At 44.0% G+C, this 20,209-nt stretch carries 16 protein-coding genes; 4 read left to right on the top strand and 12 right to left on the bottom strand.

Annotation, left to right across the window (positions count from 1 at the left end; all coding sequences use genetic code 11):
- Positions 1 to 49 precede the first annotated feature (49 nt).
- On the bottom strand, positions 50 to 916 hold the full coding sequence (gene accD / locus AACR75_RS18130) for an acetyl-CoA carboxylase, carboxyltransferase subunit beta (protein ID WP_047688198.1): 867 nt from the start codon (positions 914 to 916) through the stop codon (positions 50 to 52).
- A 106-nt stretch (positions 917 to 1,022) separates the two neighbouring features.
- Here accD and AACR75_RS18125 point away from each other — a divergent pair, with 106 nt between their 5' ends.
- Positions 1,023 to 1,928: a LysR family transcriptional regulator gene (locus AACR75_RS18125; protein WP_443089062.1), complete on the top strand. Its 906-nt coding sequence runs from the start codon at positions 1,023 to 1,025 to the stop codon at positions 1,926 to 1,928.
- A gap of 460 nt (positions 1,929 to 2,388) precedes the next feature.
- Here AACR75_RS18125 and glmS read toward each other — a convergent pair whose 3' ends face one another.
- Positions 2,389 to 4,221, bottom strand: coding sequence for a glutamine--fructose-6-phosphate transaminase (isomerizing) (glmS, locus tag AACR75_RS18120; RefSeq protein ID WP_013857796.1), 1,833 nt, complete (start codon positions 4,219 to 4,221; stop codon positions 2,389 to 2,391).
- Between the two features lie 87 nt (positions 4,222 to 4,308).
- Entirely contained in the window at positions 4,309 to 5,070 is a 762-nt protein-coding gene (locus AACR75_RS18115) for a DeoR/GlpR family DNA-binding transcription regulator (RefSeq protein WP_013857797.1), read from the bottom strand.
- Positions 5,071 to 5,494: 424 nt separating this feature from the next.
- On the opposite strand from AACR75_RS18115, the gene pykF reads away from it, so the two are divergent.
- Complete coding sequence (gene pykF / locus AACR75_RS18110; RefSeq protein WP_026027602.1) at positions 5,495 to 6,907, top strand: pyruvate kinase PykF; 1,413 nt, start codon at positions 5,495 to 5,497, stop codon at positions 6,905 to 6,907.
- A 101-nt stretch (positions 6,908 to 7,008) separates the two neighbouring features.
- Here the strand turns inward: pykF and AACR75_RS18105 are convergent, their stop codons facing one another.
- The 3 genes from AACR75_RS18105 to AACR75_RS18095 all read right to left on the bottom strand — a co-directional run bounded on the left by AACR75_RS18105 (position 7,009) and on the right by AACR75_RS18095 (position 10,737).
- Positions 7,009 to 8,880 (bottom strand): sensor domain-containing diguanylate cyclase, encoded by a 1,872-nt coding sequence (locus AACR75_RS18105; protein WP_017049515.1) that lies wholly within the window; start codon positions 8,878 to 8,880, stop codon positions 7,009 to 7,011.
- Between the two features lie 165 nt (positions 8,881 to 9,045).
- Positions 9,046 to 9,738 (bottom strand): oxidative stress defense protein, encoded by a 693-nt coding sequence (locus tag AACR75_RS18100; protein ID WP_047688193.1) that lies wholly within the window; start codon positions 9,736 to 9,738, stop codon positions 9,046 to 9,048.
- A gap of 102 nt (positions 9,739 to 9,840) precedes the next feature.
- Positions 9,841 to 10,737 (bottom strand): LysR family transcriptional regulator ArgP, encoded by an 897-nt coding sequence (locus AACR75_RS18095; protein ID WP_017045436.1) that lies wholly within the window; start codon positions 10,735 to 10,737, stop codon positions 9,841 to 9,843.
- 122 nt (positions 10,738 to 10,859) lie between these two features.
- On the opposite strand from AACR75_RS18095, the gene AACR75_RS18090 reads away from it, so the two are divergent.
- The gene (locus tag AACR75_RS18090) at positions 10,860 to 11,492 is read left to right on the top strand and encodes a LysE/ArgO family amino acid transporter (RefSeq protein ID WP_017047512.1); all 633 of its coding nucleotides are present in this window, start codon (positions 10,860 to 10,862) and stop codon (positions 11,490 to 11,492) included.
- Between the two features lie 74 nt (positions 11,493 to 11,566).
- Here AACR75_RS18090 and mscS read toward each other — a convergent pair whose 3' ends face one another.
- From mscS to AACR75_RS18065, 5 genes are all read right to left on the bottom strand, one after another.
- Positions 11,567 to 12,493 carry a small-conductance mechanosensitive channel MscS gene (gene mscS / locus AACR75_RS18085; protein WP_047688190.1) on the bottom strand — a complete coding sequence of 309 codons (927 nt, stop codon included), beginning with the start codon at positions 12,491 to 12,493 and terminating at the stop codon, positions 11,567 to 11,569.
- Positions 12,494 to 12,726: 233 nt separating this feature from the next.
- Entirely contained in the window at positions 12,727 to 13,803 is a 1,077-nt protein-coding gene (gene fbaA / locus AACR75_RS18080; protein ID WP_013857804.1) for a class II fructose-bisphosphate aldolase, read from the bottom strand.
- Positions 13,804 to 13,956: 153 nt separating this feature from the next.
- Entirely contained in the window at positions 13,957 to 15,120 is a 1,164-nt protein-coding gene (locus AACR75_RS18075; RefSeq protein WP_047688188.1) for a phosphoglycerate kinase, read from the bottom strand.
- Between the two features lie 148 nt (positions 15,121 to 15,268).
- On the bottom strand, positions 15,269 to 16,294 hold the full coding sequence (gene epd / locus AACR75_RS18070) for an erythrose-4-phosphate dehydrogenase (protein WP_047688187.1): 1,026 nt from the start codon (positions 16,292 to 16,294) through the stop codon (positions 15,269 to 15,271).
- A gap of 199 nt (positions 16,295 to 16,493) precedes the next feature.
- The gene (locus AACR75_RS18065; protein ID WP_047688185.1) at positions 16,494 to 18,449 is read right to left on the bottom strand and encodes a ligand-gated channel protein; all 1,956 of its coding nucleotides are present in this window, start codon (positions 18,447 to 18,449) and stop codon (positions 16,494 to 16,496) included.
- Positions 18,450 to 18,592: 143 nt separating this feature from the next.
- Here AACR75_RS18065 and AACR75_RS18060 point away from each other — a divergent pair, with 143 nt between their 5' ends.
- Positions 18,593 to 19,495 (top strand): LysR family transcriptional regulator, encoded by a 903-nt coding sequence (locus AACR75_RS18060; protein ID WP_019282284.1) that lies wholly within the window; start codon positions 18,593 to 18,595, stop codon positions 19,493 to 19,495.
- 63 nt (positions 19,496 to 19,558) lie between these two features.
- Here the strand turns inward: AACR75_RS18060 and AACR75_RS18055 are convergent.
- Positions 19,559 to 20,209: transketolase-like TK C-terminal-containing protein (locus AACR75_RS18055; protein WP_047688183.1), on the bottom strand; the 651-nt coding region annotated here is incomplete at its 5' end.

Genomic DNA, 20,209 nt, shown 5'->3' with positions numbered 1-20,209 from the left:
TACAGAACGTTTATCAACTTCCGCTCTAGAGCATAACTGAGCCTATAAACTATACATCCAGTGGAATAGTGGTATTGGTCATTTTAGCGACCAGTCCACCAATTCGTTTGCGCATCTCACGTCTATCCACAATCATATCTAGAGCACCATGTTCTAAGAGGAATTCACTTTGCTGAAAGTCCTCTGGTAGTTTCTCTCGAACGGTTTGTTCAATAACTCGGCGTCCTGCAAATCCGATCCTTGCTTTCGGCTCACCAATGTTAATATCACCCAACATGGCGATACTTGCAGATACCCCCCCATAAGTTTGATCGGTCAGCACAGATATGTAGGGTAACCTAGCCATTGATAACTGATTCAAGGCAGCACTGGTTTTAGCCATCTGCATCAATGCGATGAGTGATTCTTGCATTCGAGCGCCCCCACAAGCAGAAAAGCATACCAATCCACAATTTGCATCAATAGCCGTATTAATAGCCTTAACGAAGCGTGCGCCTACCACTGCCCCCATTGAACCAGCCATAAAAGAGAATTCGAATGCACAGGCCACAATAGGTAAGCCCATTAGTTTTCCTTTCATTGCAATTAACGCATCTTTTTCTCCTGTACTTTTCTGGGCGAGAACAAGACGTTCCTTGTAGCGTTTTAGATCCTTAAAATTCAGCAAATCTTTCGGCTCATATTCATTGGCAATCTCAATTCGCTCTGCTTTATCCAAAAAGCTATCTAATCGGCGGCGAGCTGACATCCTCATATGGTGATCGCATTTTGGGCACACATCTAAATTTCCCTCGAGGGCTATACGGTACAAGATCTGGTCACAGGACGGACATTTAATCCATACTCCCTCGGGAATCGGCGCTTTATGTGTACTGATGATCTTCTTCTTATCTATTAACCTTTCTAACCAACTCATGGGATGCCTCACTAGGTAACTTAGTGAGGAACATTGTATAAGCCAACTTCTGGTAATAAAGTGGTTTAAATGGGTTTGATAATCCAACTTAATGGGATTAAATGAGATGCTTGATAAGATTGATCAGCAGTGGCTAAAAAGTTTTCACTGCGTTTATGAGAACAAAAGCTTTAAACGAGCCGCGGAATTTCTATCTTTACCGACATCAAATGTCAGTCGCCATATCGCTTTACTCGAAGAACGGCTAGATATAAGACTATTTGACAGAACCACACGCCGAATCGCTCCGACAGACGCAGGAGAACATCTTTACTTACGCACACAGCCGTTGCTAGACAAACTTAATGATGCTCTTGAGGAAGTGACACTGCACTCCCATGAAGTCATGGGTCAACTGAGAGTTTTGATGCCTGATGCACCAGCTTTAGCCCAAGCAGTGGTTTCGTTTTGTACTCAACATCCCTCAATTTCATTATGTTGCGATACGAGTCTTAGCCCTAAAGAGGATTTGTTTGATCGGTTTGACATCATTTTAAGCTTTCATCGAGGAAGCCTCGAAGACACTAATTGGGTCGCGAAGAAGGTTAAATGTTGGCCAAGTGCGGTGGTGGCATCTCCCACATTCCTTCAGACTACGCGAAGACCTTTCCAGATTACCGATTTGAAACATGTTGCTTGTATAAGTAGTTTTACGGCGTTAAACGGGACACCGTGGGTATTTAAAAACACTAAAGGTGAGCTGACAACCCAAAAGGTAAAGTCTTCATTTAAAGTCAATAGTGGACATCTAGCTAAATTAGGTGCGTTAGCTGGTTTGGGGTTCGCGATATTGCCAACCGAATCTTGTCGTAATGAGATAGAGGTAGGTTCTCTGGAAATAATAAAAATGGAGTACGAGCCTGAAGATTTGGTTTTATATCTCTTTTACTCTTCCAGAAAACACTTGGCAAAAAAGATCCCGATATTTATTGAACATTTACAGCGCCACGCAAATTTAGATAAAAGTCTATAGGAAGCAGAATAAGTTCCGTTAAAGACTTCACCTAAACCACTTCTTTAGAGGCAGAGGCTTTGCTAATCGAAATGATATGCAAATTTAGGCTGCTTAGCATACGCGGTATGACTAACGACATTATTAGAAAGTACGCATCAGTTTGGAATGGTCAGTCATTAGGCATGAATCGGACAATATTCTGCGAAGGAAGAGCATCATTTTGTTACGCAAACTCGTAATGGGACAAAAACTGTTTTAGCAAACTGCATCCATTATCATAAATGGCTTACTCCCAACGCTCACAAAACTGATTCCCTCCCCCTAAAAGGGGGAGGAACAAAAGCGTTATGAGCTTCTACTTTAAAGCATTAAGTGGCAAAAGCGTGTTTGTTTTTCATCACCTCGTCCAAGTGTTTGAGCAAAGAAAAACGATCAAACTATATTGTCTTCCGACAATATGTGCTCTAACCACCTTGTATCACTCAACTGTGACCGCTTTGGCAAGGTTACGAGGTTGGTCGACATCCGTACCTTTGATCAAAGCAACATAGTAAGAAAGAAGCTGCATTGGAATGGTGTAGTAGATCGGCGCGGTAATTTCACTCACGTGTGGCATGGTGATGATTTTCATTGTTTCATCAGCCGCAAAGCCAGCGTCTTGATCGGCAAACACATACAGCAAACCGCCACGAGCACGCACTTCTTCAATGTTCGATTTTAGCTTCTCTAACAGCTCGTTATTTGGCGCAACCACGACAACGGGCATATCAGCATCAATCAGTGCTAATGGGCCGTGCTTTAATTCGCCCGCCGCGTATGCTTCAGCATGAATGTAAGAGATTTCCTTCAGCTTTAATGATGCTTCAAGCGCGATAGGATAAAACTCACCACGGCCTAAGAATAGGGTGTGGTGTTTATCTGCGAAATCTTCAGCCAGTGCTTCGATCTGCTTTTCATAGGCAAGAGCGGCATTAATTTGCGCAGGCAGTGCATGCAGCGCTTCGACAATTTCAGCCTCTTTTTCTTTATTAATGCACTGCTTTTGTTTACCAAGAGCGGTCACTAACATTAACAAGGTTGCAAGCTGAGTAGTGAAGGCTTTGGTTGACGCCACACCAATCTCTGTTCCGGCGCGAGTCATGAATGCAAAGTCAGATTCACGAACCAGTGAAGAACCCGCCACGTTACAAATAGTCATCGCGGCCATGTAGCCTTTTTCTTTCGCCAAGCGCAAAGCGGCTAAGGTATCTGCCGTTTCACCGGATTGAGAAAGCGTGATCAACAAGCTATTTGGACGAGTGACAAATTTGCGATAGCGGAATTCAGAGGCAATTTCCACATCGCAACTCACGCCTGCCAATGCTTCAAACCAGTAACGCGCTGTCATGCCTGCGTTGTACGATGTTCCGCAAGCGACGATTTGTACGTGTTCCACTTGGCTAAGAATTTCGGCAGCGTTCACGCCAATGCTTTCTGTCACTACGCTGTCTTTGGTGATACGGCCTTCCATGGTGTTAATCAATGCCGTTGGCTGTTCAAAGATCTCTTTTTGCATGAAATGACGATATTTACCTTTATCGCCAGCGTCATGCTCTGCGTTAGATTCGCTAATTTCACGCGTCACTTGTTCGCCGTTTGCAGCAAAAACAGTCACATCGCGGCGCGTAACTTCCGCGACATCACCCTCTTCAAGATACATAAAGCGGCGTGTAACATTCAGCAAAGCTAATTGGTCTGAAGCTAAGAAATTCTCACCAACACCGAAACCGATCACGATCGGGCTACCGGAACGAGCAACCACAACACGGCTTGGATCTTTGCGATCAAGTACCACAGTACCGTAAGCACCATCGAGCTGTTTAACGGTTTTTTGCACCGCTTCAAGCAGCGAACTGGCCGTGCGCAATTCCCACTCAACAAGGTGAGCAATCACTTCAGTATCGGTTTGCGATTCAAAAAGGTAGCCGCGTTCACGCAGAACATCACGTAGCGTTTCATGGTTTTCGATAATGCCGTTATGCACAACCGCAATATCGCCCGACATGTGTGGGTGAGCATTAATTTCGGAAGGTTCACCGTGTGTCGCCCAGCGCGTGTGCGCAATGCCTGTGCCTCCGGCAACATGTTGTTTTTCGACTGCATCGGCTAGCTCTTGCACTTTGCCTAAACGACGAACGCGCGTTAATTGACTCGCACTATCCACCACAGCAACACCGGCTGAATCATAGCCGCGGTATTCCAAGCGGCGTAGTCCTTCCACTAAAATTTCAGCCACATCTCGTTGTGCTACTGCACCGACAATTCCACACATAAGGTTTTTACTCCATTTTAGATTTATGCTTCATCCCTAAAGCCGCAAGCGAAGGCCTTTATTTAGGAATGGTTGAATAGGGGTTAATTAAGCTCGGATCACTCGCACTTGGTGCGATTCAATCAATGCGGCATCTTGAACGGTTAGATCGTTATCGGTCACTAACACGTCGATATGCTCCCAAGCGAGCTCAAGATTGGGAATTTTTCGGCCAACTTTGTCTGATTCGATCATCACGATCACTTCTCGTGAGACTTCGGCCATCACTTTGCTCAGGCCAATCAGTTCATTGAAGGTGGTGGTGCCACGTTCAAGATCAATACCGTCAGCGCCAATAAACAGTTGGTCAAAATCGTAAGAACGCAGTACCGATTCAGCCACTTTGCCCTGAAAGGACTCGGAATGGGTATCCCAAGTACCGCCCGTCATTAATAGTGTCGGTTCACTTTCTAGTTCATTAAGGGCGTTCGCTACGTGCAATGAGTTGGTCATCACAACCAAACCGCGTTTATCATTCAGTTGCTGAATTAATGCTGCCGTAGTACTACCACAGTCAATAACGATGCGATTGTGGTCTCGAATTAACTTAGCCGCCGCTTTAGCCAGCTTTATCTTTCGATTCGAAACTTTAGGATTAAACTCATCATTGACCACCTCTTTAGGCAGTGCAATCGCACCACCGTAACGGCGTAAGAGTTGACCGTTTTTCTCTAAAGAGGCCAAATCCTTTCTAATCGTCACCTCTGAGGTTTCAAACTGAGCAGAGAGTGCATCAACACTGACCTCACCCTGTTCATTCACAAGGTTAGCGATGGTGTGTCTTCTCAGTTGTGTATTTCGTTTCGACATTTATATTTTTCTTCAAGATTACGAATCAAAAGCAATGTTAATCGAATCGAAACTTTATTGTCTATTTATTTCGATCTAAAAAATTAATAATTCACGCTAAAACCTTGTCCTAAGACAATTCTTAGGCAGTGATATTGAACTCATTAGGTGGTAGAATTCGCGCCGAAAAGAAAAAAAATTACAGAATTGACTGTTATTCTTTTGCAACTTAACCGATTTAAACTCAATAAGTGGCAAAATAACGCTATAAAATCGACAATGCTTGGTCATAAAATGACTAAACTGTTGAAAGACTTTCAGCTCTAATGTCACAAAATCACATCAATATTGTTGGGTAATAGATAAGAAAAATTGCCGCTTGTGATGACGCTAGAACACTCAACCAACTTCAAATTGTAATCATATTTACCGGAGAGAACCTTCCATGAAAAAGACCAAAATCGTATGTACGATTGGCCCTAAAACTGAATCTGTAGAGAAGCTTACTGAGCTAGTGAATGCTGGCATGAACGTTATGCGTTTGAACTTCTCTCACGGTGACTTCGTAGAACACGGCACTCGTATTGCGAACTTCCGTAAAGTAATGGAAAACACTGGTAAACAGCTTGCGATCCTTTTAGACACTAAAGGTCCTGAAATCCGTACCATCAAACTAGAAAATGGTGATGACGTTGATCTCGTGGCTGGCCAGGATTTCACTTTCACTACTGATGCAACCGTTGTAGGTAACAAAGATAAAGTTGCCGTGACTTACTTAGGTTTTGCTAAAGACCTTACTGTAGGTAACAAAATTTTGGTTGATGACGGCCTGATTGAAATGGAAGTGATTGCAACCACAGAAACTGAAGTGAAATGTAAAGTGCTGAACAACGGCGCGCTAGGTGAAAACAAAGGTGTTAACCTTCCTAACGTTTCAGTGAACCTTCCAGCTCTTTCTGAAAAAGATAAAGCAGACCTTAAATTTGGTTGTGAGCAAGGCGTTGATTTTGTTGCTGCTTCTTTCATTCGTAAAGCTGACGACGTACGTGAAATCCGCGAACTGCTAACAGCAAACGGTGGCGCAGATATCCAAATCATCTCTAAAATTGAAAACCAAGAAGGCGTTGATAACTTCGACGAAATTCTTGAGCTTTCTGACGGTATCATGGTTGCTCGTGGCGACCTAGGTGTTGAGATCCCTGCTGAAGAAGTTATCTTTGCACAGAAGATGATGATCGAAAAATGTAACCGCGCACGTAAAGTGGTTATCACAGCAACTCAAATGCTTGATTCAATGATCAAGAACCCACGTCCAACTCGCGCAGAAGCTGGCGACGTAGCCAACGCGGTAATGGATGGTACAGATGCAGTGATGCTTTCTGGCGAAACAGCAAAAGGTAAATACCCTGTTGAAGCGGTCACTATCATGGCGCAAATCTGTGCTCGTACAGACCGCGTTCTACAAGCTGAGTTGGGTTCTCGTTTAGACAGCCCACGCCTACGCATTACTGAAGCCGTATGTAAAGGTGCGGTAGATACAGCTGAGAAATTGGCGGCTCCACTTATCGTGGTCGCAACTGAAGCGGGTAAATCAGCTCGTTCAGTGCGTAAGTACTTCCCAACTGCGAACATCATTGCCGTAACCACTAACAAGAAAACGGCCGCTCAACTTGTTCTGACTAAAGGTGTAACACCGGTTGTTGTTGATACTATCGACAGCACTGATGCGTTCTACATCAATGGTAAAGAGATTGCACTGGCTTCTGGTCTAGGCAAGAAGGGTGACATCGTAGTGATGGTTTCTGGTGCACTTGTTGCCTCAGGTACAACCAACACAGCTTCTGTTCACGTTCTATAATAGAAACGTAAGCTAGAAACAGAAAAATCGGGGCTTGCCCCGATTTTTCTGTTTCTAGCTTACGTTTTACTTGCCAAACCCATCACTCTTTGTGGTATGCCTTAAGCAAGATCATCACTGCTTTTACACAGTGAAATTCGATTTCGTCCTAAGGTTTTCGCCTCATATAAAGCAATGTCAGCACATTTATACGAGCGTTTACCATCTGCGGTTAAGTCAGTAAAACCAGCGCTGATGGTCACGGTAAGACTTTGCTCTACCTCTACTGCGACTCGTAAGCGGTTCAAGACAATCTCCGCCTCTTCGACAGAAGTGTGCGGCATAATAATCGCAAACTCTTCACCACCAATACGTGCCAGAAAATCCGTGGCACGCAATGTTTGGCTCAAAATCTCACCAACTTTAATAATGACGCGATCACCTTCATCATGTCCTTGTTCATCATTCACTCGTTTAAAGTAATCAATATCAATTAAGACGAGGCAAACATGATGGCTTTCGGGATAACGTTGAATGATGTGCGTATGATGCTGCAATTCTGCTTCAAATTTACGCCGATTCCATAGCTGAGTTAACGCATCTTTTTCACTCAATTCTCGCAATCGGTTTTCTAAGACTTTGTACTGAGTAATATCGACTAAAGAGGTGATGTAATAACTGACTTTAGTCGCCTCTTTAATCGCTTGAATTCTCATGATGGCGGTTAGAGTCTCACCTTGTGTATTGACCATTTCTACTTCACCTTCCCAGAAATGTTGCTGCGATACCTCTTCAAGCACCTCGAGCATAAACTCCATACCATTTGGACTGAGCAGTAACTTTAATGCGTTACTGCCTTTTATCTCGTCAATAGTCAAACCTGTAATCTTTTCAAATTCGCCATTAACCATCATCACTTTGTGCTTTCTGTCTGAGATCATCACTGCAGACATACCATTCAAGGCCGCTCTTGCCAGTTTGCTTTCAATACTTCGATGATGGTAATGCAACGCCATGGAAACCATGGGAAGCGCAAAAATGAGTATAACGAAGAAGACAAAAAAAGCTTCTTTGATTAAATCGTTGACGTCACGCTTCGCTCGATGCTCTAGTTGCTCATCGGTGAGTTGAATCATCAAAAAAACAGGTTTCAGTGAAGCAAATTTAAGGGTTTTATAAACCGTAACCTTGCCATTTTCGAATACATAGCCAGAAGGAGTTGTCTGCATCTGCTGCCAAGTTTTCGGTAGCAGAAGTGCAAGATTCACGTATTGATTGGACGGTAATAAGTCTCCAAATAATTTGGTTTTATCGTTGGAAGACCAATAGAAACCTGAATCGCCGATAAGCTCAGGAGTTAATTGTGGATCACGGACATGATTTAAACGCGAGGATTGTGACCAAATATCAACATTGAGGACTAAATAGCCTTTTCGTTCCCCTAATACGGTAACTGGCGTGATCACACATAGCATCGGCTGTATAGCCGCAGCACTTCGAGCACTAGCCAATGCAATGCCCCATACACCCACTTCTCCCTCTGACAGGTTTTCTGCAAAGGCAATATAGCCATGATGTGACAGGTCTTGAAGATTTTTTGCACTAGAGGCTAAAGGGTTGTCCGCAGAATGATCAATACGGAGTCGCTCATGCCCAGATAAATCCAAAAGTGTAATCGAACTATACCATGTCTGCTTTTCAGCAACAGAAGACCATATATTTTCAAGATGCTGCCGGTTTATCTCTGAAGGAGAAAAAATAAATTCATACAAACTTTGGCTTCGACTAAGCAAATCAATAATGGAACCGACCTGAGCTTTCAACCCCCGATACTGTCGCTCACTTTCATTGAGTTGATCAAACGCCTCCGCTACCGTGTTTTGCGTTGCGTTGTCTTTCACTTCTTGGTAGCGCTGATAGTAATACCCAGTCACTATTGCGCTGAATAAGAAACAAATGATGAGAAGGATGCTGATTATTTTTGTGTATCTCATGACTTGTCTAAATATTAACCCTAAATAGTGATGAGCGGATTATAGCATCTTAAAAAATAGACAAAACAAAAAGCTACCGATTAATAATACAATCAATTTATGGAAGTAAAAGCTCGTTTTTATCCACTTTAAATTAACTAATTAATCAGTAGCTTAGGTAAGGGCTTAGTTGTTTAATTGATAGACTACGTCCACCCTATCGCGAATAATAAGCGTCGAGTCTTGGTAACTATTAGATTCAGATTTTGCATCCATTGCCATGGCACGCATCATAATCGGCTGCACGCTGGGCGAGTTGTAGTCTATCTGCCACACATCACCTAATTTCAACTTAAATCCTTCCGCCAATGATAGCGCTTTGATATTCGCATCTTGAATCGCCGCTAGCCGAGCTTGTTGCTGGTATTGCTCTTGATTCCGAACTTTAAGTTGAATATTGTCGACTTGGTTAATGCCCTCACCGAGCGCTACATCAAGGTATTGATTAAGCTGGCTTAAATCTTCAACCTCAACCGTGACACTTCTTGTTGCTTGATAACCCACTAACTCAGGCTTGCCGGACTTAGGGTAGTGATATTGAGGGGCAAGGTAGAGATTTGAACTCGATATTTGTTGGGAAGTCACACCGGATTCTTTCAAACGCGCCACAAATGCTTCTACCACTTTGTCGACCGCTCTTTTTGCCTGCTCCGCCGTCAGCGTCGATTCAACCACTTTAACTGAAAACTCAGCCATATCAGGTGCCGCAACGACTTCACCATAACCTGTCGTTGAAAGATGAGGAAAATTCATTTCCTGCGCCATAGAACCAAAACTGAGCAATCCAGATAATAGCGTTACACTTGTCATTAATTTCATGGGAGTTACCTTACTCAAATGGGTGAATACATCATAGGCGATACTCTATATAAGCACAGTTAATAGCTTATGAAATGACACAACTTTGACGTTGAACTTTTGTCATTGCGGCAACACTTGGCGAGCATATTGAACGATGGCCTGAGAAATTTCCTGTAATATTCCCGTTTCTAACTGCCAATGATGCCAATAAATACGGTTGGTTAAAATGAACCCTGGTGTAATGTCGGTAAGCGTGCCTATTTCGAGCTCTTGTGCTATCTGTAAGCGGGGGATCAAACAATACGCCGCACCGGATAGGGCTAATTTAACAAAAGCTTCTGAACTACCCACGGTATGGTTTATGACGGCATCTCTTGGCACATTGAAGTGATCATGCAAATATTTTTTATGCAGATCATCATACTGATCATACGATACCGCTGGTGCTTTTTTTAAAGTATGAAAGTTCACACCTTGAGAGAAATAACGCTGATAAAACTCTGGGCTGGCAACACACACATAGTCCATTCTGCCTAAGTAGTCAGCATGACAACCAGGAATGGCTTGCGATTCTAAGCTTATTGCGCCAGCTACTTCGCCATTTTTAATTTTTTCGATCGTACGTGACTCACCGAAAACCGTCAGGTTCAACTCAACTTGCCGCGTTTTCATCGTATTCGATAACGCAGGAAGTAACCAAGTAGCCAAACTGTCCGCATTAGTGGCAATAGCTATTGAAACAGGCCGCGTATTCTCCTCATTCATCAATTCAGGCACCAGTTCATTTTCAAGCAAACACACCCTACGATACAACCCTAGCAATTTTTTTCCCACCAGCGTTGGCCTTGGTGGCTGCTCTCGAATCAGGACCGGTTGGGCGATAAATCTCTCTAGTTGCTTGATTCTTTGAGAAATAGCCGATTGTGAAATATAGAGATTTTCAGCGGCTCGTTCAAAGCTTCCTTGTTGCAGTACCGCATCTAATGCCTCAATCCATTTGTAATCTAGCCCTCTCATCCTAGGCTCCTTTTTATGGTTATTAGTATTACTAATATAATATTAAAATCATTAATTATACTTATTTTTATACTCTCGCTATTGTGCGCTCACTGTATTGAATTATTACGATGAGGTGAGCTGTGAATGTGTGGATTTTGCTACAAGGTTTTGGATTAGGTGCAACGATGATTATTCCTATTGGTGCACAAAATGCCTATGTGCTAAACCAAGGAATTAAGCGCAATCACCACTTAACGACGGCGACCATCTGTAGTCTACTGGATGTGATTTTTATTTCTCTGGGTATATTTGGTGGCGGTGCCCTACTCTCAAGTAACGAAATCTTACTGACCTCGGTTACCTTAGGCGGTGTTGCTTTTCTCTCATTTTATGGATTTATTTCTTTAAGGAGTGCCTTCACTTCAACAAGCACTAATGAATCGGATGGCGAAGTGATCGCACGTGGTAAACGAACGGTTATTTTGGGCGCGTTAGCCGTTACTGTGCTTAACCCACATTTATACTTAGATACGGTTGTGATTTTGGGATCGATTGGTGGTCAGTTTGAAGGCCATGATCGCATCGCGTTTGCGCTAGGAACCATGATGGCCTCTTTTGTATGGTTTTATTCTTTATCAATTGGTGCTGCGAAGCTGGGGCCGACGCTCTCAAAGCCTAACGTGAAGAAAGGAATAGACATGGCCGTGGCTGCAATGATGTTTAGCATCGCCTTTATCCTTGCAAAAGGGCTGGCAATTCAATATCTGGTGTAAGTGTATAACCAACAAAAAGAAAGGGCATGAACTGAATAATCATTTCATGCCCTTTTCACTTGATTGAAAATGAATTAATTCATTTTATTCAGATGAACATCCATTTGTGGGAATGGGATCTCAATACCTTCTTTATCTAACTCTTCTTTGATGGCTTGTAACAAATCAAAATAAACAGCCCAATACTCTGTCGTTTTCACCCAAGGACGAACCACAAAATTGACTGAAGAATCGGCCAAGGCCATTACACCGATAGTCGGTGCAGGATCTTGCAACAAACGAGGCTCTGCCGCGACTACTTTAGCCAGCACTTCCTTGGTTTTTTGCAGATTGGACTTATAAGAAACACCAATCACCAAATCAATACGACGAGTGTCATGGCGTGAATAGTTAACAATTGGGCCACTGATGATCGAACCATTAGGCACAATCACCATTTTATTGTCAGGCGTGCGCAGTACTGTTGAAAAAATTTGAATCGATTCAACCGATCCAGCAGTACCACTCACTTCCACGTAATCACCGGATTTGAATGGGCGGAATGCCACAATCAACACGCCCGCAGCAAAGTTTGATAGGGAGCCTTGTAGCGCTAAACCAACCGCCAATCCAGCCGCACCGATAATGGCCACAACAGAAGCGGTTTGCACACCAATGCGACCTAAAGCGGCAATTAATACCACTACAAATAGCGTATAACGGACTAGACCATGAACAAACTCAACAACTGCTTTGTCCATGTCTTTCTTTTTCAGAGCCTTGGCAACACTTCCAGCGACAGCTTTAACAACAATGTTACCGATAAATAGGATCAGAATAGCGGAAATAATATTGACGCCGTATTGTATCAAAAGATCTGAATTATTGGTCAGCCAAGTATTGGCTTGCGCTAAACCATCGACTAATGGAGCTTCGATGCCCATTGATTCACCTGACATATTGCATTTCCTCTTTATAAAATCATTTTGAATGTTGTTGTTACCACTGAACATCAAAGACAAAAAACGACTGACAGCAGAGTGTCAGTTTTTTGGCACAATATCTCACTTTGGTTATGTTGCAAAGTCAGTTTTATGTAAACACTGACAAAACAAATAGTTACTTGGAAGCATTGATATGAGCTTGTTAGAGGTTAAGCAATATTTTAACAATCCGCCAGTCATTTTGTCTGAATCTCGGCCATAAAAAAACCCGCTCATTGAGCGGGTTCATCACTTAGTCCAGATAAATGAACTTATAGTACGTCGATCGCATTAAGGTCAGCGAAGGCTTTCTCTAAACGAGCAACCATCGATGCTTGACCAGCACGTAGCCATACGCGTGGATCGTAGTATTTCTTGTTTGGCGCAGATTCACCCGTAGGGTTACCAATTTGACCTTGTAGGTAATCATGGTTTTCAGCTTCGTACTGACGGATACCGTCCCAAGTTGCCCACTGAGTATCAGTATCGATGTTCATTTTGATAACACCATAGCTGATTGACTCTTTGATCTCGGCTTCAGAAGAACCAGAACCACCGTGGAATACGAAGTTTAGAGAGTTCGCTGGAAGGCCAAATTTCTCAGAAACATACGCTTGTGAATCACGTAGGATAGTTGGAGTCAGTACCACGTTACCCGCTTGGTAAACACCGTGTACGTTACCAAAAGAAGCTGCGATAGTGAAACGGTGGCTCACTGCGCTCAATTTCTCGTAAGCATAAGCTACGTCTTCAGGAGAAGTGTACAGCTCAGATGAATCCATGTCTGAGTTGTCAACGCCGTCTTCTTCGCCACCAGTACAACCTAGTTCGATCTCGATAGTCATACCCATTTTAGCCATACGCTCTAGGTATTTCGCACAAGTTTCAACGTTCTCTTCTAGAGACTCTTCAGAAAGGTCTAGCATATGAGAAGAGAATAGAGGCTTACCAGTTTGAGCGAAGAACTCTTCGCCTGCGTCTAGTAGACCGTCGATCCAAGGAAGCAGTTTCTTCGCAGCGTGGTCAGTGTGAAGAATAACAGGCACACCGTAAGTTTCTGCTACAGCGTGAACATATTTCGCGCCAGCAACCGCACCTAGGATTTGTGCACCTTGACCAGCAAGTTTAACGCCTTTACCAGCAAAGAAAGCCGCGCCACCGTTAGAGAACTGAACAACCACTGGCGCTTTCACTTTAGATGCAGCTTCAAGAACCGCATTGATTGAGTCAGTGTTTACTACGTTTACTGCAGGAAGAGCAAAGTTATTTTGTTTTGCAACTTCAAATACTTTCTGTACGTCATCGCCAGAAATTACGCCTGGTTTTACGAAATCGAAGATCTTAGACATGGATTTGATCCTATTTTTTCTATCGTTTTAAAAATAAAACAGTTAAGTTTAAATTCTTGCAAACGTTTGCTCACAACTGGCGTCATTCTATCAGAATAAAAACACACGTGCAGCAAACAAGAAAGCGGGAATCACTCCCGCTTTCATTAGTCATTAAGCTTTCGCGCGTGCTTCTAGCATTTCAACCGCTGGTAGTACTTTACCTTCAACAAACTCAAGGAATGCACCGCCGCCAGTAGAGATGTAAGATACGTCGGCTTTGATACCGAACTTGTCGATTGCCGCTAGTGTGTCACCACCACCAGCCACTGAGAAACCTGCAGATTTGGCGATCGCTTCAGAGATACCTTTAGTACCGGCTTCGAAATTTTTGAATTCAAATACGCCGACAGGGCCATTCCACAAAATCGTTTTTGCGTTAGCGATGATTTCAGCCAGTTGTGCGGTTGAGTCTGGACCTAGGTCGAAAATCATATCGTCATCTTGAACATCCGCCACGTTTTTGATTTCCGCTGCTGCGTTTTCATCAAAGGCTTTTGCACAAGCAACATCTGTTGCTACTGGAATAGAACACTCTTTCATCAACTTTTTAGCCGTTTCAAGCAAGTCTGCTTCATATAGAGACTTACCTACGTTGTGGCCTGCTGCTGCGATGAAAGTGTTAGCAATACCACCGCCAACAACCAGTTGGTCAGCAATTTTAGATAGCGATTCTAGAACCGTTAGTTTAGTAGACACTTTTGAGCCACCAACGATAGCCACTAATGGACGCTCTGGGTTATCCATGGCTTTGCCTAGTGCTTCAAGTTCTGCTGCCAATAGTGGACCAGCACAAGCGATAGGTGCTTGCATACCAATGCCGTGAGTTGAGGCTTGTGCACGGTGAGCTGTACCAAATGCATCCATCACAAATACGTCGCAAAGAGCGGCGTACTTTTTAGATAGTTCTTCTTCGTTCTTTTTCTCGCCTTTGTTAAAGCGAACGTTTTCTAGAACAACAAGCTCACCTGCGTTTAGCTCTAGGCCATCTAGGTAATCTTTTGCCAGTTTTACTTCGCAATCTAGCGCGTCGTTTAGGTAATTAACCACTGGTAGTAGAGAGAACTCTTCCGCGTATTCGCCTTCAGTTGGACGACCTAGGTGAGAAGTAACCATCACTTTAGCGCCCGCCGCTAGGCAGTGCTGAATTGTTGGTAGCGATGCAAGAATACGTGCATCAGAAGTTACTTTGCCATCTTTCACTGGTACGTTTAGGTCAGCACGGATAAATACGCGTTTACCTGCTAGGTCCAGGTCGGTCATCTTGATTACAGACATGGTTTGTCCTCTCAAATATTAATAAATAAAGTTTTTGGAAACCCGGCAACCTTGCCGAGCCTATAAATTCTTCAAACTGGTTATCGATATGTAGATTTGAGTTATTTATTTCAAGCCTGAAAATAAATAAATCTCCATCATCCTGCTACTACTCGGATGCTTGCATTGCGAGTGCCGTATCCAGCATGCGATTCGCAAAGCCCCATTCGTTATCACACCAAACGAGCATTTTAACAAGCTGCCCGTTGCTCACTCTTGTTTGTGAACCATCAACAATCGCACTATGGGGATCGTGGTTAAAATCGATGGAAACAAGCGGAGCTTCAGTATAGTCAACAATGCCACGTAATGTACACTGAGATGCGTTCACAATGGTTTGATTTACGTCATTAACTTTCACATTTGATTTAATTGTGACACTTAAATCCATCGCGGTCACATTTACTGTCGGTACACGCACCGAAATCGCTTCAAATTTGTTAGAAAATTTCGGAAAGATCCTTTCAATTCCCTTGTGCAACTTAGTGTCTACTGGAATGATGGATTGGCTGGCGGAACGTGTTCGACGCAAATCGGTGTGGTAGGCATCGATCACTTGTTGATCATTCATTGACGAGTGAATAGTGGTAATGGTTCCTGAATCGATACCAAACGCTTCATCAAGCACTTTAATAATCGGTACAATGCAGTTGGTGGTACAGGATCCGTTCGACACAATGCGATGTTCTGCGGTTAGCGTCTCATGGTTGACCCCATAAATGATCGTATTATCGAGATCATGTGAGCCGGGATGTGAAAAGAGTACCTTCTTTGCGCCTGCCTCAATGTGCTCCAAACCATCGGCTTTTGAGCCATACACACCCGTGCAGTCGAGCACAATATCAACGCCTAAATCGCGCCATGGCAGAAGTTTGATTTCACTAAGGTGCAAAATTCGAATCGAGTCATGCTCATCTAGCCCATGATGAACATAGATATGCTCTTGATCATTGGTGATCTTTTTACCAAATCGACCATGAGTGGTGTCGTATTGTAGTAGGTGCGCCATGGCATCAGGTAGCGCCAGCTCATTCACCGCCACCACCTTTATCTGCTGACTTTTTCCACTTTCATATATCGCACGCAGCACGTTACGCCCGATACGCCCAAAACCATTGATCGCGACTTTAAGCATCATTCCATCGTCTTAACTTTTTTCGTGGTACAGATAGTAACCGATAGCGACCAAGAGCAACACCCCAAGCCATCAGTTGTCGCAAAAGATTCTGTTTCTAAACGGACTCAAGGTACAAGCAACAGCGGCTACGACAAGAAAGATGTCCATAAAAAATGGCTCACCAAACGGGAGCCATTTCATTTGCGGTATTGATGGTTTAAAAATTAACGTCAATACCTAACCAATAACGACGTCCATCTTCTACATAGCCATATTCTTGGTATGAAATTTCTTCATCGAGTAGATTGTAAATCGCACCTTTCAAGCTTACTTGAGAAGAAAGCGCGTAAGTGATGCCAGTATCGATGAACTGATAAGCTGGCTCAATCAAGCTGCTACGAGAAGGGCCAGTGACTGGGTTGCTCTCTTTTCCACGATAAGTCAGCTTCAACCAACTGCTCAAGTTGTCAGTCGCTTGCCAATCAATATCAGCGCTGAAGCGATGTTCAGGTTGTTGCTCAAGTGGCATACCTTGATATTTTCCGGTTTTTTGCTCTGAGTCAGTAAAGGTATAGCTCGCGTTGAAATAAACCGTTTCTGTGATAGGTAAACCGAGCGTACTTTCGACCCCACGCGTGTACGCTTCATCAACGTTCACTCGATAAGTGGGATCAGAGCCCCACTCGTTCGGACCTGCAGTACAAATGTAGTTGGGGCACACAACACGGGTAATTTTGTCTTTAAAATCATTATGGAAGAAAGTCAAACTCGCGTTAAGACCCGCTCCATTTTGGTACATCAACCCCAACTCTTTGTTGATTGAAGTTTCGGGTTTTAAATCTGGGTTGCCGTAGATATTACCGCCACCACTCACCTGCGCCCAATTTGGCGTGACTTCTCTGAGCTGCGGTGAACGGAAACCCGTTGCCACGCCACCTTTCAGAATCCACGCTGGATTGATGGTCCACACGCCATACGCTCTTGGGCTAAAATGAGAACCATAATTTTCATCGTGGTCAACACGGCCACCTAAGGTTAGGTTAAACGACTCGGTCATGCGCCACTCGTCTTCAACAAACGCCGCCCATTGAGTGCTTTCAATCTGAGTTAAATCAGAGGCTTTATTTGAGGTAAAATCTTCTAACTTTGAATGTGAAGCCTCAATGCCTACGGTTGCCGTATTGTTAGTCAATGGCACCACTAAGCTTGATTTAGCCACCGTATTGATGATCTCCATCTCACGGCTTTTATTGTTACTTACTTCACGTTGGACATAAGTATCCGACACACCATAGTCGCCCCAATCCCCTTGGTGAGAAAGGGAAATATAGGTTCTACGGTATTCGTTTAAGCTGTCTTCGCACCCACCTTTACAACCTGTCGTTGGCACGGATAACCCTACATTGCCTCGGCGATCTTGTGCGGAAGTGCCCACTTCAAAAGTCAGATCATGCTGCTCATTAAGTTGGTAGTTCAACTTTGAAGTTAAACTTTTTAAGCTTTTGTCTTGGTAGCCACGTTCAATCTTATCTTCATCGCGTTCGGTACTCTGTCCATAAACTTGCAGAGAAAGATTGTCGGCCAGTGGCCCTGTCAGGAAGAAGTTGACGCTGTTCTGATCGCCAGAATCGCGATTTTCTTGGAAAACCGTATCCAACTGAACACTGCCTGACCACTCTTGATTATCTTTTCGTGTGATGATGTTGATCACACCACCAATGGCATCTGAGCCATACAAAGTCGACATTGGGCCACGAATCACTTCAATTCGTTCAATGGCTTGCAGTGGTGGCATCCATCCCTGCTCAATACCTGGGCCATCACTATTTGGTCGAGTTTGACGTGAAGATTGACGCTTACCATCGACTAACATCAAAGTGTAGTTTGAACTCATACCGCGCAAGCTAATGTCTGTTTTATCACCACCTCCAGTCACCAACACGCCCGGCACACTGCGCAGTGCATCGGTTACATCACGATAATAACGTGATTGCAACTCTTCTCGTGTAATCACACTGATACTCGCTGGAGCCTGCGCTTGTGTTTGTTCAAAACCAGCCGCCGTCACCACTAATTTCTCATAAGATTGAATTTCTTCAGCGAAAACGTGTGATGAGGTGAATAACCCGAGCGCCGCAGTAATTGCAACATTCAGCGGATTGAGTCTGGACATGTACCACTCCTTTAAATGATAATGATTATTAATTTCAGGAGTGGATTATTCATAATTTTGATGATTGAGATAGATAGACAGATGGAATGGTCGATACCGAATATGGAACACAGTGATGATTAGATTAAAAGGCCATTTTACTTATGCATGATTTCAGTGCGATCAAAGCTTTCCATGCTCTCTGTCAATACAAAAGCCTGACTGCGGCGGCGAAAGCGCTGGAACAGCCTAAGTCCACCCTCAGTCGACGTTTGGCGTCTTTGGAAAACGATCTCGGACAAGCCTTAATTGCTCGGCAAGGCAACCGTCTAACTTTGACTAAAGCTGGGCAAGTTTTTGCAGTCTATACAGAACAACTGCTTGAATTAGCAGAAAAAAGCCATGAAGCACTGCAAGAGTTTAATAACCAAATCAGCGGTGAAATGACCTTGGTGGTTCATCCGAACTTAATTCGTGGCTGGTTGAGCAACGTATTGGATGAGTTCATGCAAACCCACACCGAAATCAACATTCGACTCTACAGCCAATATGTGGCAGAAGAGTCGCATCTTGAGCCTGATTTACTGATTTGGATTGGCCCGTTTGCTCAACAAGGCTGGAGACGTGAATTGCTCGGCCATTGGCAATATTCACCTTATGCGTCGCCACACTATCTTGCCAATAACGACATGCCAGAGCATCCACAAGATCTAGTCAAACATCCTTGGATTGATTTTATCGCTTTTCGCCAAGAAGCTTTGGCTCTCATCCATCCTATTCACGGCAGCTATCTTTTACCTGCGCTCACAAGCCGCTTGCAGAGTGATAATTTAGCTATGCAAGCGGATGCGATAGCCAAAGGAAGAGGCATCGGCTTACTGCCGACATGGTTTGCCAAAGGCTTTGAACAAGCGCACCCAAACAGTGTGCAAGCATGTTTGCCAGAATGGTTGTCGCCACCCACTGAAATTAGTTGTCATTATCCAGCAGGCAGACATCCGCTCAAACTGCGTCTGTTTATCGACGCGCTACGTCAAGCCTGTCCTGAGGAATGGAAAGCACCATAAACATCAAGATCAAAAAAGCCCAGCGAATGACTCGCTGGGCTTTTGCATTAAAAATAAGAAGACTTAAGCAAGCAGTTCTTGTGCTTGTTTCACCACGTTTTCAGTCGTAAAGCCGAACATTTTGAACAGTTGATCCGCCGGTGCTGACTCACCAAAGGTAGTCATACCGATGATCTTGCCGCCAAAACCAACGTACTTGTACCAGAAATCCGCGATACCTGCTTCAATAGCGATACGCTTAGTCACGGCTGCTGGTAGTACGGCTTCGCGGTAGGCTGCGTCTTGTTTATCAAACGCATCGGTCGATGGCATCGAAACTACGCGCACTTTCTTACCTTCAGCTGTAAGTTGCTCTGCAGCTTTTACCGCCAGTTCAACTTCAGAGCCAGTGGCAATCAGGATAAGCTCAGGCTGACCCGCGCACTCTTTTAGGATGTAACCACCTTTCGCGATATCCGCAACTTGCGTTTCACTGCGTGGTTGCTGCGCTAGGTTTTGACGAGAGAAAATCAGCGCTGATGGGCCATCTTTACGCTCAATCGCCAACTTCCATGCGACGGCTGATTCCACTTGGTCACACGGACGCCATGTGCTCATGTTTGGTGTCAAACGCAGTGAAGCCACTTGCTCAACCGGTTGATGGGTTGGGCCATCTTCACCCAAGCCAATCGAGTCATGGGTGTAGACTTGGATGTTCTGAATCTTCATCAGCGC

Origin of the sequence: Vibrio sp. ZOR0018 (genome assembly GCF_963865925.1) — a bacterium.
Lineage (GTDB): Bacteria > Pseudomonadota > Gammaproteobacteria > Enterobacterales > Vibrionaceae > Vibrio > Vibrio anguillarum.
The sequence above is the reverse complement of the archived record's forward strand: the minus strand, read 5'-3'. Positions and strand labels throughout refer to the sequence as shown.

Coding starts and splice junctions, on each gene's coding strand:
- AACR75_RS18125 (WP_443089062.1), top strand. CDS start 1,023: ATGCTTGATAAGATTGATCAGCAGTGGCTAAAAAGTTTTCACTGCGTT.
- AACR75_RS18105 (WP_017049515.1), bottom strand. CDS start 8,880: ATGAGATACACAAAAATAATCAGCATCCTTCTCATCATTTGTTTCTTA.
- pykF (WP_026027602.1), top strand. CDS start 5,495: ATGAAAAAGACCAAAATCGTATGTACGATTGGCCCTAAAACTGAATCT.
- AACR75_RS18065 (WP_047688185.1), bottom strand. CDS start 18,449: ATGTCCAGACTCAATCCGCTGAATGTTGCAATTACTGCGGCGCTCGGG.
- accD (WP_047688198.1), bottom strand. CDS start 916: ATGAGTTGGTTAGAAAGGTTAATAGATAAGAAGAAGATCATCAGTACA.
- AACR75_RS18095 (WP_017045436.1), bottom strand. CDS start 10,737: ATGAGAGGGCTAGATTACAAATGGATTGAGGCATTAGATGCGGTACTG.
- AACR75_RS18060 (WP_019282284.1), top strand. CDS start 18,593: ATGCATGATTTCAGTGCGATCAAAGCTTTCCATGCTCTCTGTCAATAC.
- AACR75_RS18100 (WP_047688193.1), bottom strand. CDS start 9,738: ATGAAATTAATGACAAGTGTAACGCTATTATCTGGATTGCTCAGTTTT.
- AACR75_RS18115 (WP_013857797.1), bottom strand. CDS start 5,070: ATGTCGAAACGAAATACACAACTGAGAAGACACACCATCGCTAACCTT.
- fbaA (WP_013857804.1), bottom strand. CDS start 13,803: ATGTCTAAGATCTTCGATTTCGTAAAACCAGGCGTAATTTCTGGCGAT.
- AACR75_RS18075 (WP_047688188.1), bottom strand. CDS start 15,120: ATGTCTGTAATCAAGATGACCGACCTGGACCTAGCAGGTAAACGCGTA.
- epd (WP_047688187.1), bottom strand. CDS start 16,294: ATGCTTAAAGTCGCGATCAATGGTTTTGGGCGTATCGGGCGTAACGTG.
- glmS (WP_013857796.1), bottom strand. CDS start 4,221: ATGTGTGGAATTGTCGGTGCAGTAGCACAACGAGATGTGGCTGAAATT.